Origin of the sequence: Streptomyces sp. NPDC017529 (assembly GCF_044329785.1) — a bacterium.
Taxonomy (GTDB): Bacteria; Actinomycetota; Actinomycetes; order Streptomycetales; family Streptomycetaceae; genus Streptomyces.
In genome coordinates this window covers 292,048-308,276 of record NZ_JBIRJY010000007.1, presented here as the reverse complement: position 1 = coordinate 308,276, position 16,229 = coordinate 292,048, and the positions used below count along the sequence as shown (strand labels likewise).

The window sequence follows — 16,229 nt, the reverse complement described above, 5'->3', positions numbered from 1 at the left end:
CTGTGGGGGAGGTGGCACGGGGTTCCCCGCCGTGGGCCGGCCGCCCCGCGCTCAGCCGCAGTTGCCCCCCTCCGGTTCGCCGGCGAAGCGCGCGGCCAGCCAGTCGGCGGCCGGGACGGCGCCCGCCACCGCGCCGACGACGTGCCCGCCCAGCGGAATCGCGGACCACCGCACGCCGGCGCCCTTGCCGCACCAGTCGGCGCGCAGCCGCTTGCCGACGCCGTACGGGATCAGCTCGTCGAGCGTGCCGTGGTAGAGGAAGACCGGCGCGTCCGGTTTGCGCGTACCGAGGTCGGAGGAGCGCAGCCGCTGCTGCCAGGCGGCCTCGTGCAGCGGGTTCCTGACGGTGACATCGGAGATCTTCTTGAAGGCTCCGGCGACGGCGTCGATCGCCACGCAGTGCTTCTTCATGAAGCCGGCGTAGTACCGCCCCTTGTCGTTGAGATACTTCGCCAGGTCCAGCTCGGGAAAGGCGGCGTCCTGGCCGACGGCGGCCATCAGGATCAGCCCCGCGCCCACGTTGCCGTCGTTGAAATCGGCGACCTTGAGCAGGTCGGCCGGGACGCCACCGGCCGCGGTGCCCTTGACCTTCAGCTCGGGCGCGTACGTACCGTGCAGCTCGGCCGCCCAGCCGGACGCCTGGCCGCCCTGCGAATAGCCCATGATCCCGACGGGGGAGTCCCCGGTGACGCCCGCCGCTACGGCGCCGGGCAACCGCTGGGCGGCGCGGGCCGCGTCCAGGACGGCCTGCCCCTCGGCGCGGCCGACGGTGTACGTGTGCTCGCCCGGCGTGCCCAGGCCCTCGTAGTCGGTGACGGCGACCGCCCAGCCGCGTGCTGTGAGCAGCTGGATGAGGTTGGCCTCGGCGGTGGTGCCCTTGGGGAAGCCGGCCGACGGCGCGCACTGGTCGGCGATGCCTACCGTGCCGACGGCGTAGGTGACCAGCGGGCGGGGCCCCGTGCGGCCGTCGTCGGGGACGATGACGGTGCCGGAGACGACGTTCGGGGTGCCCTTGGCGGTGGTCGAGCGGTACTCCATGTGCCAGGCGCGGGTGTGCGTCGGCTGGCCCGGCAGAGGGTGGAACGAGGTGGGGGAGGAGGTCACGATGTCGCCGGGGCGCGCGCTGTCCCTCTGGGCGGCCGCGGCGTTCGTGAGGCCGAGCGAGAGGGCGAGCGCCGTGGCGGCGGCGAGGGCGGTGGTGCGCAGCGCGCGGGACGCGCGCCGGGCATGGGGGGTGCGTGGCACCATGCGGCTCTCCCAACGGTCCGGGGGTGCGGAACGGTTGGGGTGACCGTAGTGACGGGAGGGCAGGCCGGGAGCTGACCGGGACGCTCAGCTTTGCTGACCCGGCGGAGCGCTCCACAGCACGTCCCGGGCGGCATGCGGGTGCAGCCGGTACGCGCCCGGCGTGGTGCCCGTCCACCGCCGGAACGCCCGGTGGAACGCGGTGTCCTCGGAGAACCCGAGCCGCGCCGCCAGCTCGGCGATCGGCTCCCGCCCCGCCACCAGCGAGCTGATCGCCGCGTCCCGGCGCACCGCGTCCTTCAGCCGCCGGTACGAGGTCCCCTCCTCCTGGAGCCGGCGGCGCAGCGTCGCCGGGCTCACCGCCAGGCGGGCCGCCACCTCGGCCGCTTCCGGCAGCCGCGCCGGGCCGGCGGCGCGCAGTGCCTGGCCGAGCGCGCGCCGCACGCGCTCGGTGACGGTCGTGCCGTACTCCCGCAGGCTCAGCAGGTCGGCGGGCGCCCGCCGCAGCAGCGCCGTCAGCGCGGCCTCGTCGCGCACGACCGGGGCGGCCAGCCAGCGGGCGTCGAAGGCCGCCGCGGTGTACGGCGCCCCGAAACCCACCTCGCAGTCGAACAGAAGTCCGTATTCATGGGCGTGGGCGGGCGCCGGGTAGGCGAAGTGGGCCCGGCGCAGCGGTATCCGGCGGCCGATCAGCCAGCTGGAGAGCCGGTGCCAGATGATCATCACGCACTCGGAGGGGAAATCGCCCTCGTCGTACGGGCGCAGATCGCTGCGGAGCGCGAAGACCGCGGCGCCGTCGGCGGCCCCGGCCGTCACCGCCATCTCGGGCCCGCCGGGAAACAGCCCGTAGAACCGCACGGCCCGCTCCAGCGCCGTACCGAGATCGGGGCAGCCCAGGCAGGCCAGGCCCATCATCGCGAACGTGCCGGGCCGGCTGGGCGCCGGGCCGAGCCCCAGGAACTCGTCGCCGGTCGCCCGCCGCAGCTCCTTGACCAGCCGGGTGAACCGGTCCGGGGCGATGCGCGCCCGCTCGTCCCCGAGGAGCAGCGGCGGTATCCGGGCCGCCTGGAGCAGGGGGACGGTGTCGATGCCGAGCCGCCGCGCACCGCTCAGCGCGGCCCGTACGTGGTGCACCGCGATGGTCGCCCCGGTCATGCCACATCAAGGTAGCCGCAGCGCGCGAAGAGGTCAGCGGTGGCGACCGCGAAAAAGCAAAGGCAGGGGCCCCGTCCCCCTCCCCGAAGGGAAGGAGCGGGGCCCCTTGGGTACTGCTAGAACGACCGCGATCGGTCGGACCGGGCAACTCAGACCGGCGTGACGTTCTCCGCCTGCGGACCCTTCGGGCCCTGCGTGACGTCGAAGTTCACCTGCTGGTTCTCCTCCAGGGAGCGGAAGCCAGAGGCGTTGATCGCAGAGTAGTGAACGAAGACATCCGGGCCGCCGCCGTCCTGGGCGATGAAGCCGAAGCCCTTTTCAGCGTTGAACCACTTCACGGTTCCGGTAGCCATAAGCCCTCCTTGGGCCAAAGGGTTGCCCTGCTCCAGAACCTGCAAGAAGTCTGAAAACTACAAAAGCCTGCGGCGTCACATGCTCCGCAGGCTCTGTACTGCAAGGGAAACCAAACTGCAACTTGCGCTGAGCCTAGCACGGGCCGCTGTTGAGGCGGAAGAGCCAAAGATCACGTTTAGCGGTGCGGTGCGGCGGTCACAGACGGACCCGCCGCATCGTTCGGCGCACATCAGGTCTAGCCTCCGCATGTGGACAATTCAACCCTTGGAGACGCATCCGCAGGAGCCGCCGCCGACCACCGTCGGACCCGGCCGCGGGTGGGTCACATCCAGTTCCTGAACTGCATGCCCCTGTACTGGGGCCTCGCGCGGACGGGCACGCTGCTCGACCTGGAGCTCACGAAGGACACCCCGGAAAAACTCAGCGAACAGCTGGTCCGCGGCGATCTCGACATCGCCCCGGTGACCCTCGTGGAGTTCCTGCGGGCCGCCGACGACCTGGTCGCCTTCCCCAACCTGGCGGTCGGCTGCGACGGCCCGGTCATGTCCTGCGTGATCGTGTCGCAGAAGCCCCTGGAGGAGCTGGACGGGGCCCGGGTCGCGCTCGGCTCGACCTCTCGTACGTCCGTACGGCTGGCCCAGCTGCTGCTGGCCGAGAAGATCGGCGTGACCCCTGACTACTACACCTGCCCGCCCGACCTGGGCCTGATGATGCAGGAGGCGGACGCCGCGGTGCTGATCGGGGACGCGGCGCTGCGCGCGAACCTGCACGACGCGCCACGGCTCGGCCTCCAGGTGCACGACCTGGGGCAGATGTGGAAGGAGTGGACGGGCCTGCCGTTCGTCTTCGCCGTGTGGGCGACCCGGCGCGACTACCTGGAGCGCGAGCCGGAGGTCGTGCACAAGGTGCACGAGGCGTTCCTGGCCTCCCGCGACCTGTCGCTGGAGGAGGTCGGCAAGGTGGCGGAGCAGGCCGCGCGCTGGGAGACCTTCGACGAGCAGGTGCTGGAACGCTACTTCACCACGCTGGACTTCCGTTTCGGTCCCGACCAGTTGCGCGGTGTGGCGGAATTCGCCCGCCGGACGGGAGAATCGACCGGGTATCCGGCGGATGTGCGGGTGGATCTGCTGGCGGGACCGCCGCGTTAGTGGCCGAATGCCGGGCGGCGAATTCCGGGTGCACGGAAGGCGTACAGAACGCGTACGGAGGGCGTAAGAGTTCCGTAGGGAAGCCGGACGCCCTCCGTGGCGAAAATGTAGGGAAGTCGTACGAATTGCCGTTCGCGGGTTATGACGCGGGCGTCGGCCCCGGCATCACCTTGCTGATCCATTCCATGGTTCCGTCATCCATGCCGCGCACATACCCCTTGGCGTTGTGGCCGCCGCCTTCGATCACCTGAAGGCGGGTCTTGATCGGCCCCTTGCCGTATTTCTTCATAAACGCCTCCAGCTTGGCCCGGCCGCTCTCCTTGGTCCCGATCTGGAAGGCGATGTGCACGTCCGGCGCCCCGGGCCTGGCGAGCAGGCTCTTGGCCAGCTGCTCCGGGTCGTTGGCCCGCTGCTCCTTCGGGTGGCCGCGCCACAGCGGCGAGTCGGGCCGGGTGTCGGGACCGCTGGCGATCACGGCCTTGAAGCGGTCGGGGTGCTGGAGCACCTGCTTGAGGCCGACGAAGCCGCCGGACGAGGAGCCCATGAACGCCCAGCCGTCCCGGGACGCGAAGGTACGGAAATTGGCCTTGACCAGGTCCGGCACGTCGTCCGACATCCAGGTGCCCATCTTCGGCTGCCCCGGGATGTCGCTGCCGTCGTAGTAGTTCTTGTCATCCGCGTTCAGGACCGGCATGACGACGATGAACGGCTTGCTCTTGCCCGACTTCGCCCACTCGCTGATGCTGCTCTGCAGCTTCAGGTCGGTTCCCATCCAGTAATTGACCGGGTAGCCGGGGCCGCCGGGCAGCGCGATGAGCACCGGGAACGCGCTCTTGGCGTACTTCTCGTCGTAGTACTCCTTGGGCGCCCACACCCAGACCTTGCCGGTGAAGCCGGACTTCTTCCCGTGCAGCGTGGTCACGCCGATCTTGGTGCCGTCGTCCAGCGTGTTCGCCGTCGTGAACTGCGCCGGCGGGCCCGTCGGCATCCGCACGCCCGGGTCGGCCGCGCCGGCGGACCCGCCGTCCGTACCGCCGCCCTCCGGACCGGACTGGCCGAACGACATCGGCTTGCCGTTGTCGGAGAAGACGTCGAAGTGCTTGAGCACGGGCACCGCGGCCAGCCCGAGGACGGCCACGACCGCGCCGGTCAGCAGCAGCCGCCGCTTGCGCCGGCGCGGTCCACGGTGGCCGGGCCCGTACGGGGGCTGCTCCCCGGAAGGATGCTGCACTGAGGTACTCCGGTCGGTGCGCTGTCCCGCAGGACAAGTCGGACGGTTGCTGGCGTTCCACCTCTTTGATGCCGCAAACGGCTGTACGGGTTCACCGGACCGGGCATGACCTGGGTCATAGGCTGGGGCGTCCGGGCCGGCAGGGGGAGGCGAAGCCATGGAGCCGCTGGGAGCGGACGATCCGCGCGTCATCGGTGCGTACCGGCTGCTGGGCCGGCTCGGCGCGGGCGGCATGGGCCGGGTCTACCTCGGACGCAGCGCGGGCGGCCGCACCGTCGCGGTGAAGTCCGTACACGCCAGGTTCGCGGTCGACGACCGGTTCAGGGCCCGCTTCCGGCGCGAGATCGAATCCGCCCGCCGGGTCGGCGGCGCCTGGACCGCGCCCGTGCTGGACGCCGACCCGGACGCGCCCGTCCCCTGGGTGGCGACCGGCTACGTGGCCGGCCCCTCGCTCACCCGGGCCGTCGACGACGTCGGCCCGCTGGACGAGCACGCCGTACGGGCGCTGGGCACCGGGCTCGCCGAGGCGCTGGCCGCCGTGCACGCCCTCGGCCTGGTGCACCGCGACGTCAAACCGTCCAACGTCATGCTCACCCTCGACGGCCCGCTGCTGATCGACTTCGGCATCGCCCGCGCCACGGACGGCGGCGCCTGCCTGACCACCACCGGCGTCTCGGTCGGCTCGCCCGGCTACATGGCGCCCGAGCAGGTCCTCGGCCGGGACGTCACCGGCGCCTGCGACGTCTTCTCGCTCGGCGCGGTGCTGGCCTTCGCGGCCACCGGCGCCGGCCCGTTCACCGGGGACAGCTCCGCGGCCCTCCTCTACAAGGTCGTCCACGAGGAAGCCGAGCTGGGCGCCGCGCTCACCGGCGAGCTGCGCGAGGTGACCGCGGCCTGCCTGGCGAAGGAGCCCGGATACCGGCCCGCCCCGCGGGAGATCGCGCGGCGGCTGGGCCGGGCGGCGGACGGGGCGGCCGCGCCAGGGCGCACCGGATGGCTCCCGGCGCCCCTCGTGGAGCGCGTCAGCCGGCAGGCGGTGGAGCTGCTCAATCTGGACGCGCGCACCGGGGACTCCGGCAGCGCCGGCTCCTTCGGCCCGCCCGACCCTTCGTACGGCGCGCTCCCGGCCGCCTCGTACGGCGCGGCCTCGCCCCCGGCCCATCCCTCGTACCGAGCGGCGGACCCGCACCCCTCCTACGCCGCCCCCACCGCCTCCGCCCAGCGCCCGGCCCCCGCGGCCGCCGCCGTCCCGCCCCAGCAGCCCGCCTGGCCGGCCGCCGGGCCGCCCACGCCACCCCCCATGCCCGCCGCCCCGCCCGCTTCCCCGGCGGCCTCCGGCAAGGAACGCCGCCTCAGTCTCGGCGGCGTCGCGGGCCGGCGCCGGCTCAGCTGCACGCTCGTGCTCTCCGTGGCCGGCGCGCTCGCCGCGGCGACGACCGCCGCCTTCGTCTTCCAGGTGCTGCCAGGGCAAGGCGGTGACGACGGCAAGGACGCCACCGCGAAGCCGCCCGGCGACGCCCTCCCCGGGAAGACGGCCGTTCCCCGGCCCTTCCTCGGCACGTGGACCGGCACGGTCCGCACCCGCCACAACCTCCCCAACGGCAGCATCACCAGCACCATCACCCCCGGCGGCAAGGGCGACTACGTGGTCCGCACCACGTACGACTTCGTGATCGCCCAGTGCGAGGCCAAGGCGAAACTGGTGTCCGCCACCGCCACCACGCTGACCCTGGAGGAGCGCGCGGACGGCAAGCCGGGCCCCGGCTGCACCGGCGCGAAGGCCGCCGTGACGTACACCCTGGGCAAGGACGGCACGCTCTCCTTCGCCTCCGACGACGAGGCGGGCGGCAGGCCGCGCGCGTCCCTGAAGAAGGCCGGCGGCTGAGGGGCCGGCGGTGCCACCCCGGCCGCCGCCGGTGGTGTCAGAGTGCTGGCGTACGCTGGTTCGGTCGTTATGCCCGCCTCCGAAGGGACGCCCGGTGACCGAGAACGCCGACCTTCAGTCCGTACTCGACCGCGCCGCGGAGGGCGGGCGGATCACGCCCGAGGAAGCGCTCGACCTGTACCGCTCCGCGCCCCTGCACGCGCTGGGCGCCGCCGCCGACGCCGTGCGCCGCCGCCGCTACGCCGGTACGGAGCACATCGCGACGTACATCATCGAGCGCAACATCAACTACACCAACGTGTGCGTGACGGCCTGCAAGTTCTGCGCGTTCTACGCCGCGCCCAAGGACACCGCCAAGGGCTGGACCCGCGACCTCGACGACATCCTGCGCCGCTGCGCCGAGACCGTCGAGCTGGGCGGCACCCAGATCATGTTCCAGGGCGGCCACCACCCCGACTACGGCGTCGAGTACTACGAAGAGCACTTCTCCGCCATCAAGAAGGCGTTCCCGCAGCTGGTCATCCACTCCCTCGGCGCCTCCGAGGTCGAGCACATGGCCCGCATCTCCAAGGTCTCCGTCGAGGACGCCATCCGCCGCATCCACGCCGCGGGCCTGGACTCCTTCGCCGGCGCCGGCGCCGAGCTGCTGCCGGAGCGCCCGCGCAAGGCCATCGCCCCGCTCAAGGAGTCCGGCGAGCGCTGGCTGGAGATCATGGAGGCCGCCCACAACCTGGGCGTCGAGTCCACCTCCACGATGCTCATGGGCACCGGCGAGACCAACGCCGAGCGCATCGAGCACCTGCGCATGATCCGCGACGTCCAGGACCGTACGGGCGGCTTCCGCGCCTTCATCCCGTACACCTACCAGCCCGAGAACAACCACCTCAAGGGCCGCACCCAGGCGACGATCTTCGAGTACCTGCGCATGATCGCCATCGCCCGGATCTTCCTCGACAACGTCGCCCACATCCAGGGCTCCTGGCTGACCACCGGCAAGGAGATCGGCCAGCTCTCCCTGCACTACGGCGCCGACGACCTCGGTTCGATCATGCTGGAGGAGAACGTGGTCTCCTCCGCCGGTGCCAAGCACCGCTCCAACCGCCAGGAGATCATCGACCTGATCCGCAAGGCGGGCCGCGTCCCCGCGCAGCGCGCGACCACGTACGAGCACCTGGTCGTGCACGACGACCCGGCCAACGACCCGGTCGACGAGCGCGTCGCCTCGCACATCTCCTCCACCGCCATCGAGGGCGGCACGGCGCACCCCGAGCTGAAGCTCGTCGAAGCCAACTGAGCGCCGGCCGGGACCCGCGGGTGAGCCCCTCGTGCTGACCATCCACCGGGTGCGCGGCGTCCGCCGCGCACCGGACGCCGCACCGGACCCCGGGCACGCGGTCGCCGTCTCCGGCGACCGCGTCGAGGCCGTCGGCCCGTACGAGGAGCTGTACGAGCGGTACGGCGAGCGCGCCCGCGTCCGCGAGTGGGACGGCGTCCTGACCCCCGGCCGCCACGAGCCGCACGGCGCGGCGCTGCTCGAATCCGCCTATCACCCGGACCCGCGCGAGGCCGGCGACCTGGGCACCGCCCCCCTCACCGGCGACGCGCTCACCGCCCTCGGCATGACCGACACCCGCTGGGGCGCCAGCGCCCGCCGGGGCGTGCAACGGCTCCTGGCCACCGGCACGACGTCGATCGCGGGCCCCTTCACCCACCCCGCCGTCCGCACCGCGGTAGCCCGGTCCGGCCTCCGCGCCCACCCCGGCCCGCGGCCCCTCGCCCCCGGCGCCCCGGCCGACTTCGCGGTGTTCGCGGAAGACGGACGCTGCCTGGTCACGGTGCTGGGTGGGCGGCTGGTGTACCGGGGACGCTGAGCGCCACCACCGTCAACGCCGAGAAGCACGACCGTCACTTCGTGTGACGGTACTGTCGTATCCAGGACCGTGATCCGCACTCGCGTCCACACTCGCGTCCATGGGAGCAGTGATGAGCACTGACCGGCGGCTGGAGAAGGCGACTCCGGAGACCTGGATGAACCCGCCCGGGGGGCGGTGGGCGTACGACCAGGTGAAGCATCTGGAGCTCCCCTTCGACTGGGAACTCGTGGACGGAGTGATCGTGGTTCGGGGGATGGCCAATTGGTGGCACGACGAAGTCCGGGACGAGCTGCGAGACCGCTTCAAGTCGGCCGTGCCCGACCCGGACCACGGGGTCAACGTCGAGCGCTGCGTCATGCTGGACGACTTCGTCGTGATCAAGCCTGACGTCGTGATCTACGACAGGCGTGGCCTCGACCTCTTCACCATGGACTGCACACCGGCCGCCAACGTGAGACTCGCGGTGGAAGTGGTGTCGCCCGGCTCGGCGGTCGACGACCGGGTTCGCAAGCCGGCGCTCTACGCAGCGGCGGGAGTGCCGTACTTCTGGCGCGTGGAACGGGGCGCCGACAATTGTCCCGAGGTGCACGAGTACTGGCTGCACTCCGGCACGGGCGAATACGTGTCGGCCCCCGAGCACCCCTGCCACAAGGGAAAGCTGGAGACCGACCGCCCTTTCCCGATCGGCATCGACCTGATGAGTGTCGTCGGCTTCTGACCCCGTCAGAATTCCGTGAAGGCGCCCGCGTCCTCCGTCAAGGCCCCGTCAACGCAACCGGAACCCCTCCTCCCGCCCGGCAGGATCTTTCTCGCGGGGACGGCCGATTCGGCCACTCACGATGCTTCGCGCACGACGCTGCACCGCTGGACCGCCCGGATGTTCTGAGGGGGGCATCGGGCCGTCCCCGTCCAAAGCCTTCCGGAGCCGTAGGGAACAATGGCCGGGTGACCCGAGCCTCTCTGGACAAGCAGCCGCACGACGTCGCCGCGATGTTCGACGACGTGGCGGCGCGCTACGACCTCACCAACGACGTGCTGTCCCTCGGGCAGGCGCGGCTGTGGCGCAAGGAGGTGGAGCGGGCCGTCGCGGCGCGCCCCGCCGAGCGCGTGCTCGACCTCGCCGCCGGTACGGGCACCTCCTCGCTGCCCTTCACCCGCACCGGCGCCTACGTCGTCCCCTGCGACTTCTCCGTCGGCATGCTGCGCGAGGGCAAGAAGCGCCACTCCTGGATGCCGTTCACGGCCGGTGACGGGACGAAACTGCCCTTCGCCGACGAGGTGTTCGACGCCGTCACGATCTCCTTCGGACTGCGCAACGTGCAGGACACCGACGCCGCCCTCAGCGAGCTGTACCGGGTCACCAAGCCCGGCGGCCGCGTCGTCATCTGCGAGTTCAGCGAGCCGACGTGGGGCCCGTTCCGTACGGTCTACACCGAGTACCTGATGCGCGCGCTGCCGCCGGTCGCGCGCGCGGTGAGCAGCAACCCGGACGCCTACGTCTACCTCGCCGAGTCCATCCGCTCCTGGCCCAACCAGCCGGCGCTGGCGGCACGCCTCCAGCAGGCGGGCTGGGCGAAGGTGGCCTGGCGCAACCTGACCGGCGGCATCGTCGCCATGCACCGGGGCACGAAGCCGGGCGCGTAACGACGCGTGACGGCGGAGGGGGCCACGGCCACACCGGCCCGGCGGCCCCCTCACCCTGCCTCCTCCTCACAGGTCCAGACGGAAGCAGTACCCCTCCCGTCCGGACGGCGTACGGAACGTCTCCGCGTGCCGCATCCCGAGCCGCCGCGTCACCGCCACGGACCGCTCGTTCCCGGCCGCGACCATCGCGACCACGCTCCGTACCCCCGCGGCCCGTACGGACTCCAGGGCCGCCCGCGCGGCCTGGGTCGCGTAGCCCCGGCCCCAGTACGCCCGGCCCAGCCGCCAGCCGATCTCGATCTCGCCCACCGGCCCCCAGTCGTGCGGCCACGGCTGCGCGCCCGTGAAGCCCAGGACGGCGCCGTCCCCCTCCCCCTCCGTACCGATCATCGAGTACATGCAGAACCCGAGCTCCGCGTGGTGGCGGCGCTGCCGGGCGGTCAGCTCCTGGTAGACCGACAGTTCGGCCGGGGCACCGCCGTGGAACTCCATCACCTCGGGATGGTCGAACACCCGGTGCCAGTGCCAGGCGTCCTCCTCGGCCGGGACCCGCAGCGTGAATCCCGTGGCGGACGTCGGCTGCGGCTGCGGCTGTGCCTCTTGCCGTGGTTCGAGCATGGACCAACCAACCCTTCAGATCCCGATCACCTACGCCCCCATAGACTGCAGGGGCCCAGTGCCGGTCGGCACCCAGATATCGACTTCCGGGAGACCCCGCCGTGACCGAGTCCGCGACTGAGTCCGTGAGCGAGTCCGTGTCCACCCCCCGCTCCGAGTACACCGCGGACGTCATCGTCGTCGGGGCCGGCCCCGCCGGCTCGACGACCGCGTACCACCTCGCCAAGTCGGGCCTGGACGTCCTCCTCCTGGAGAAGACCGCCTTCCCGCGCGAGAAGGTCTGCGGCGACGGCCTCACGCCCCGCGCCACCAAGCAGCTGATCTCCATGGGGATCGACATCTCCGAAGAGGCGGGCTGGCTGCGCAACAAGGGCCTGCGCATCATCGGCGGCGGCAACCGCCTCCAGCTCGACTGGCCCGACCTGGCCTCCTACCCGGACTACGGCCTGGTCCGCAAGCGCGACGACTTCGACGAGCAGCTGGCGCAGCAGGCGCAGAAGGCCGGCGCCCGCCTGTACGAGCGCTGCAACGTCGGCGCGCCGGTGATCAACGACCTGACCGGCCACATCGAAGGCGTCCAGGCCAAGCTGGGCGAGGAGAAGACGCCGGTCACCTTCCACGCCCCGATCGTGGTCGCCGCCGACGGCAACTCCACCCGCCTCTCCCTGGCGATGGGCCTGCACCGCCGCGAGGACCGCCCGATGGGCGTCGCGGTCCGTACGTACTTCACCTCGCCCCGCCACGACGACGACTACCTCGAATCCTGGCTGGAGCTGTGGGACCGCCGCGGCGCCCAGGACCGCCTGCTGCCCGGCTACGGCTGGATCTTCGGCATGGGCGACGGCACGAGCAACGTCGGCCTCGGCGTCCTGAACACCTCCGCCGCCTTCAAGGAGCTGGACTGGCGCGAGATCCTCAAGGCGTGGTGCGCGTCCATGCCCGCCGACTGGGGCTACACCCCGGAGAACATGACAGGACCGATCCGCGGCGCCGCGCTCCCCATGGCCTTCAACCGCCAGCCGCACTACACCAAGGGCCTGCTCCTGGTCGGTGACGCGGGCGGCCTGGTCAACCCGTTCAACGGCGAGGGCATCGCGTACGCCATGGAGTCCGGCGCCATCGCCGCCGAGGTGATCGTCCAGGCCCAGGCCCGCGCCACGTACGCCCAGCGCGAGCTGGCCCTCCAGCGCTACCCGAAGGTCCTCAAGGACACCTACGGCGGCTACTACTCCCTCGGCCGCGCCTTCGTGAAGCTCATCGGCAACCCGAAGGTCATGAAGATCGCCACCCAGCGCGGCCTCACCCACCCCCTCCTGATGCGCTTCACCCTCAAAATGCTCGCCAACCTCACCGACCCCACAGGCGGCGACGCCATGGACCGCGTCATCAACGGCCTGAGCAAGGTCGCGCCCAAGGCGTAACGCCTGGCGGCGGCCGTGCTGCACCGAACGATGTACCCCCTTCTCGTCGTCAGGGACGAAGAATCGAGGGGCGGGCTCCCTGACGATGGTGTGAAAGCGGGCACCGGGGGCGGGAGACGGCGTGGTGGAGACGGTTGGGGTCGCGGGGCGTGAGGCGGGCGGGGCGGTGGCTCGTGGGGCGCGGTTGCCGCTGTTGGACGTGTTGCGCGGGGTGGCGATCCTCGGGACGTTGATGACCAACGTCTGGATCTTCGCGTCGCCCGGTGCGGAGTGGGGCGGCGTCCTGAACGGCGGCTCCGCCGCGGCGGGTTCCGGGGTGTCGTGGGCCGGGGCGGCGGAAGGGACCTTCCGGTTTCTCGCGGACGGCAAGTTCCTGTCGATGCTGACGGTTCTCTTCGGCGTCGGCCTGGCCATCCAGTTCCAGTCCGCCGCGAAGCGCGGCCTGACGTGGCCCGGCCGGTACAAGTGGCGCGCCCTCTTCTTGTTCGGCGAGGGCACCGTGCACTTCGTGCTCGTCTTCGCCTGGGACGTGCTGATGGGGTACGCGGTCGTCGCCCTGTTGGTGGCCTGGCAGCTCACCCGTTCCGCACGCACGCAGCGGGTCCTGATGTGGACGGCGGCGGGTGTGCATGTGGTGGTGATGGGGTTGTTGACCGTCGTCGCTCTGGGAGGTGGACGGGGGGAGGAAGGCAGCGGGGTCAGTGAGCGCGTTGTCGGGTTGTATGCCGAGGGGAGTTATGCGGAGCAGGTCCTGTTCCGGCTGGAGAACGCGATCGTGCTGCGCATGGAGCCGGTGATCTCCTTCGCGCTGCTGGTCTTTCTCTTCCATCTCGGTGTGCGGCTCTTCCGCGCGGGCGCGTTCCGGCCGGACGACGACGGCCGGCGTATCCGGCGGCGGATGTGCGGCTGGGGGCTGGGGGCCGGCATCCCGCTCAACGTGCTTGCCACGGCGGGTGGTCCGGAATTTTTCATGGTGGGCCGGTACGGTGCCGCTCCCGTCGTCGCCATCGGCTACATCGGTCTGGTCGGTCTGATCGTCGACCGTGTGCGCCGGCCCGGCCCGCTGACGGCCGGGCTCACCGCTGTCGGCCGTACGGCACTGTCCTGCTACGTACTCCAGAACGTGCTGTGCATGCTGGCCTGTTACGGCATCGGTCTCGGCCTGGCCGCGCGCTGGGCGGACCACGGCCCGTGGTGGGTGATGGGCCTGTGGGCCGGGGTGTGTCTGGTGCTGTTCACGGGGGCCCGGCTATGGCTGCGGCGCTTCGAGTACGGGCCCCTGGAGTTCGTGCAGAAGCGGTTGCTGCGTCGCTGAGCGGGAGCGCGACGACCGGGTGGTCCTCCGCCGTACGGCAGTCGCGGCAGCGGCCCGGGTCCGGGGAGCGGAAGGGCCGGTCGCAGCCGTCGCAGTCCTGGAACGGTATCGGCCGCGCGGCGTCCGGTGCGTCCGGTACGGGCGTCAGGGGGAGCGGCGGCGGCAGCCACTCGGTGAGGCGGTGCCCCAGGAGGGCGGCCGGGCGGAAGATGGTGCCTTCGGGGAGTGCCGAGGCGAGCGTAAGGGTGATGTGTTCGAACCCGGGCGTTCGTAGTACGTGGTTCGGGTGATGATCCGCTGGCCTGCCGCGCGCTCGCGGCGGCGTTCCAGGTAGCCCGCCTCCCGCAACTCGTTCAGGGCTCGCGCGATCCGGTACTCCGACTCCGGGAAGTGCGCGGCGAGCATCCGGATGCTGATGAGGGCGCCGTCGGGCAGTGCCTGGATGTGTACGGCGAGTCCGATGGCGACGGCGGAGAGGGTGGGGTGGAGGGCGAGGTGGTTGCCGACCACGGTGAAGCGGGAGGTGTGGCGGTGACGCACATGGGTGACACCGGCGGGCGAACGGGGGGCGGTCGCGGCGGGGCGCGCGTTAGACTCACGTCGAGTCATGGGGAAGGTCTGCACTTCCTCTTGATAGGCCCTCGGCAATGGGATGGCAGTCCCGTCGGGGGCCGTTCCTTTTTGGCCTGGTGGCGTGAACGTACAGCTTTCGGGCCCCGTAAGCGAGCCGGTCACCTGATCAGGTGACAAAGGCCCAATTGAGGGGGTAGGGGGGAGGGTTGGTGGGTTCTTTCCCCGGTTCTTCAAGGGGCTCGCGGGTGGCCGGGTCGTCGTTCGCCGGGTCACCGCTCACCGGGTCACGAATACCGCGACCCGGTGGGCCGCGTCATACGGAACGGCCACCGGGACGACCGCCGGAACGGCCGACGAACCGGTCGTCCTTTACGGCACCGACGAATCCCGTCCAGGCGTCCCGCGAGAACAACAACGCCGGTCCGGCAGGGTTCTTGCTGTCGCGGACGGGGGTGGCGGCACCCGGGCCGTGGTCGGCGACCTCGACACAACTGCCCCCTTCGCCACCGCTGTAACTGGACTTGCGCCAGGCGGAGAAGGCCGACGCGTCGGGTAGGTGGTTAGTGGTCACGTGCGTACTCCTCAGCGACTGCTTCGAGCAGGTGGTGGGACGCCGACAGCGACAGCGCGGCGGCCCGCGCGAGATCGTATGAGTACCGGTACTTCTGCACCGTGGCCGGATCGTCCTCCAGCCACCCGGTGTGCAGCGCCTCCACGTAGGCCACGTCCGGCTCTTCCGCGAAGCGCATCAGGCTGAGCATGCTGCTCATGGTCGCGTGCGCTCCCGCACCGTGCGGCACGACCTGCACCTGCACCCTGCCGCTCTGGGCGAGCCGTGCGAGCGCGGCGACCTGGTCGCCCATGACCACCGGCCCGCCGACGGCGGCGCGGATGACGTTCTCGCTGAGGATGACCCATACCCTCGGCTGCCCCGCGGCCTTGTCGAGAATGCGGGCCCGGCCGCGCCGGTTGACGACGAGCTGGTCGATCTCGGCGGGCGGACGGCTCGGCTGGTAGGCGCGGAAGACGGCGCGGGCGTACGCCTCCGTCTGCAGGATCCCGGGGACCAGTGTGGCCGCGTATTCCTCGATGACGGTGGCACGTTGTTCGGCTTCCGCGGCCGCCGCGAAGAAGTCGGGAAACCGTACCGCATTCAACGTCCGCCGCATTCGGTAGAAGAACGTGCCGGTGCCCAGGGCGTCGTCCAGCCGCATGGCCACATCAGACGGCGGCTTTCGGCGTCCCGCCTCGTAGTGGGCGATCAACGAGCCCGAGCAGAAAGCCCGTTCACCCAGTTGCTCCTGAGTCATTCCGGCGTCCTCGCGCCGGATTCTCAGCTCCTCCCCGTAGAACTCCCGCGGAGACTGCGTCGGTTCGGCGCCGCGTGCACTCCCCATGACTCAACGCCCTTCTTGACAAGCAAGGTTGGAGGGTCGCGCGCACTCCTCAGGCTACGCATCCCCCGCCACGCTGAGGAAAGCACGTACAGCGTCGAGTGAAGCACGGAATGTGAGGAGTGGGCGTGACGAACGAGGAAAGCGAGTCCGAGGATCCGACACCCCGCGAGACGCCTTCGCGCAACGCGGACGAGGAGAAAGAGCGGCTCGACGCCGAGCTCAGGGCCAAGGTGCGGGAGGCCAATCGGCAGAGCGCGGAGCGGCCGAGGTGAGGGGAGGGAACGGCGGCTTCGGCAACGCCGGAGCCCATGCGCATACGGTCCGGTACGTACGCGACGTACGCCCGGACCGTAAACGCGGGGAATTCCG

General features: G+C 71.3%; 17 protein-coding genes. 9 read left to right on the top strand and 8 right to left on the bottom strand.

Annotated elements, in window-relative coordinates; translation table 11 throughout:
- Positions 1 to 51: 51 nt before the first annotated feature.
- The 3 genes from ACH4K4_RS20990 to ACH4K4_RS20980 all read right to left on the bottom strand — a co-directional run bounded on the left by ACH4K4_RS20990 (position 52) and on the right by ACH4K4_RS20980 (position 2,753).
- The gene (locus ACH4K4_RS20990; protein WP_398169082.1) at positions 52 to 1,248 is read right to left on the bottom strand and encodes a lipase family protein; all 1,197 of its coding nucleotides are present in this window, start codon (positions 1,246 to 1,248) and stop codon (positions 52 to 54) included.
- An 84-nt stretch (positions 1,249 to 1,332) separates the two neighbouring features.
- Positions 1,333 to 2,400 carry an AraC family transcriptional regulator gene (locus tag ACH4K4_RS20985; protein ID WP_398169081.1) on the bottom strand — a complete coding sequence of 356 codons (1,068 nt, stop codon included), beginning with the start codon at positions 2,398 to 2,400 and terminating at the stop codon, positions 1,333 to 1,335.
- A 149-nt stretch (positions 2,401 to 2,549) separates the two neighbouring features.
- Positions 2,550 to 2,753, bottom strand: a complete 204-nt coding sequence (locus tag ACH4K4_RS20980; protein ID WP_003984261.1) for a cold-shock protein — start codon at positions 2,751 to 2,753, stop codon at positions 2,550 to 2,552.
- 249 nt (positions 2,754 to 3,002) lie between these two features.
- Here ACH4K4_RS20980 and ACH4K4_RS20975 point away from each other — a divergent pair, with 249 nt between their 5' ends.
- Positions 3,003 to 3,902, top strand: a complete 900-nt coding sequence (locus ACH4K4_RS20975; RefSeq protein ID WP_398169079.1) for a menaquinone biosynthetic enzyme MqnA/MqnD family protein — start codon at positions 3,003 to 3,005, stop codon at positions 3,900 to 3,902.
- 139 nt (positions 3,903 to 4,041) lie between these two features.
- Here the strand turns inward: ACH4K4_RS20975 and ACH4K4_RS20970 are convergent, their stop codons facing one another.
- Positions 4,042 to 5,133 (bottom strand): alpha/beta hydrolase, encoded by a 1,092-nt coding sequence (locus ACH4K4_RS20970; RefSeq protein ID WP_398169077.1) that lies wholly within the window; start codon positions 5,131 to 5,133, stop codon positions 4,042 to 4,044.
- A gap of 157 nt (positions 5,134 to 5,290) precedes the next feature.
- Between ACH4K4_RS20970 and ACH4K4_RS20965 the strand changes: the two genes are divergently transcribed.
- From ACH4K4_RS20965 to ACH4K4_RS20945, 5 genes are all read left to right on the top strand, one after another.
- A complete protein-coding gene (locus ACH4K4_RS20965) occupies positions 5,291 to 7,018 on the top strand; it encodes a serine/threonine-protein kinase (RefSeq protein ID WP_398169075.1) in 1,728 nt (575 codons plus the stop codon).
- Positions 7,019 to 7,112: 94 nt separating this feature from the next.
- Positions 7,113 to 8,312: a cyclic dehypoxanthinyl futalosine synthase gene (gene mqnC, locus ACH4K4_RS20960; RefSeq protein ID WP_398169074.1), complete on the top strand. Its 1,200-nt coding sequence runs from the start codon at positions 7,113 to 7,115 to the stop codon at positions 8,310 to 8,312.
- 31 nt (positions 8,313 to 8,343) lie between these two features.
- Positions 8,344 to 8,889 carry a hypothetical protein gene (locus tag ACH4K4_RS20955; protein ID WP_398169072.1) on the top strand — a complete coding sequence of 182 codons (546 nt, stop codon included), beginning with the start codon at positions 8,344 to 8,346 and terminating at the stop codon, positions 8,887 to 8,889.
- Between the two features lie 112 nt (positions 8,890 to 9,001).
- Positions 9,002 to 9,610: a Uma2 family endonuclease gene (locus ACH4K4_RS20950; RefSeq protein WP_398169070.1), complete on the top strand. Its 609-nt coding sequence runs from the start codon at positions 9,002 to 9,004 to the stop codon at positions 9,608 to 9,610.
- Between the two features lie 227 nt (positions 9,611 to 9,837).
- Complete coding sequence (locus tag ACH4K4_RS20945; protein ID WP_398169068.1) at positions 9,838 to 10,536, top strand: demethylmenaquinone methyltransferase; 699 nt, start codon at positions 9,838 to 9,840, stop codon at positions 10,534 to 10,536.
- A gap of 66 nt (positions 10,537 to 10,602) precedes the next feature.
- On the opposite strand, the gene ACH4K4_RS20940 is transcribed toward ACH4K4_RS20945, so the two are convergent.
- Entirely contained in the window at positions 10,603 to 11,154 is a 552-nt protein-coding gene (locus ACH4K4_RS20940; RefSeq protein WP_398169066.1) for a GNAT family N-acetyltransferase, read from the bottom strand.
- A 101-nt stretch (positions 11,155 to 11,255) separates the two neighbouring features.
- Between ACH4K4_RS20940 and ACH4K4_RS20935 the strand changes: the two genes are divergently transcribed.
- Entirely contained in the window at positions 11,256 to 12,575 is a 1,320-nt protein-coding gene (locus tag ACH4K4_RS20935) for a geranylgeranyl reductase family protein (RefSeq protein ID WP_398169064.1), read from the top strand.
- A 121-nt stretch (positions 12,576 to 12,696) separates the two neighbouring features.
- Entirely contained in the window at positions 12,697 to 13,890 is a 1,194-nt protein-coding gene (locus ACH4K4_RS20930) for a DUF418 domain-containing protein (RefSeq protein ID WP_398169062.1), read from the top strand.
- Between the two features lie 144 nt (positions 13,891 to 14,034).
- On the opposite strand, the gene ACH4K4_RS20925 is transcribed toward ACH4K4_RS20930, so the two are convergent.
- The 3 genes from ACH4K4_RS20925 to ACH4K4_RS20915 form a co-directional block, all read right to left on the bottom strand.
- The gene (locus tag ACH4K4_RS20925) at positions 14,035 to 14,430 is read right to left on the bottom strand and encodes a hypothetical protein (RefSeq protein WP_398169060.1); all 396 of its coding nucleotides are present in this window, start codon (positions 14,428 to 14,430) and stop codon (positions 14,035 to 14,037) included.
- Positions 14,431 to 14,776: 346 nt separating this feature from the next.
- Positions 14,777 to 15,034 (bottom strand): DUF397 domain-containing protein, encoded by a 258-nt coding sequence (locus ACH4K4_RS20920; RefSeq protein ID WP_398169059.1) that lies wholly within the window; start codon positions 15,032 to 15,034, stop codon positions 14,777 to 14,779.
- Positions 15,024 to 15,860 (bottom strand): Scr1 family TA system antitoxin-like transcriptional regulator, encoded by an 837-nt coding sequence (locus tag ACH4K4_RS20915; protein ID WP_398169057.1) that lies wholly within the window; start codon positions 15,858 to 15,860, stop codon positions 15,024 to 15,026. Before ACH4K4_RS20915 ends, ACH4K4_RS20920 begins: the two co-directional genes overlap by 11 nt.
- Before the next feature lie 125 nt (positions 15,861 to 15,985).
- Here ACH4K4_RS20915 and ACH4K4_RS20910 point away from each other — a divergent pair, with 125 nt between their 5' ends.
- Positions 15,986 to 16,132 carry a hypothetical protein gene (locus tag ACH4K4_RS20910; RefSeq protein WP_398169056.1) on the top strand — a complete coding sequence of 49 codons (147 nt, stop codon included), beginning with the start codon at positions 15,986 to 15,988 and terminating at the stop codon, positions 16,130 to 16,132.
- Positions 16,133 to 16,229: the final 97 nt, after the last annotated feature.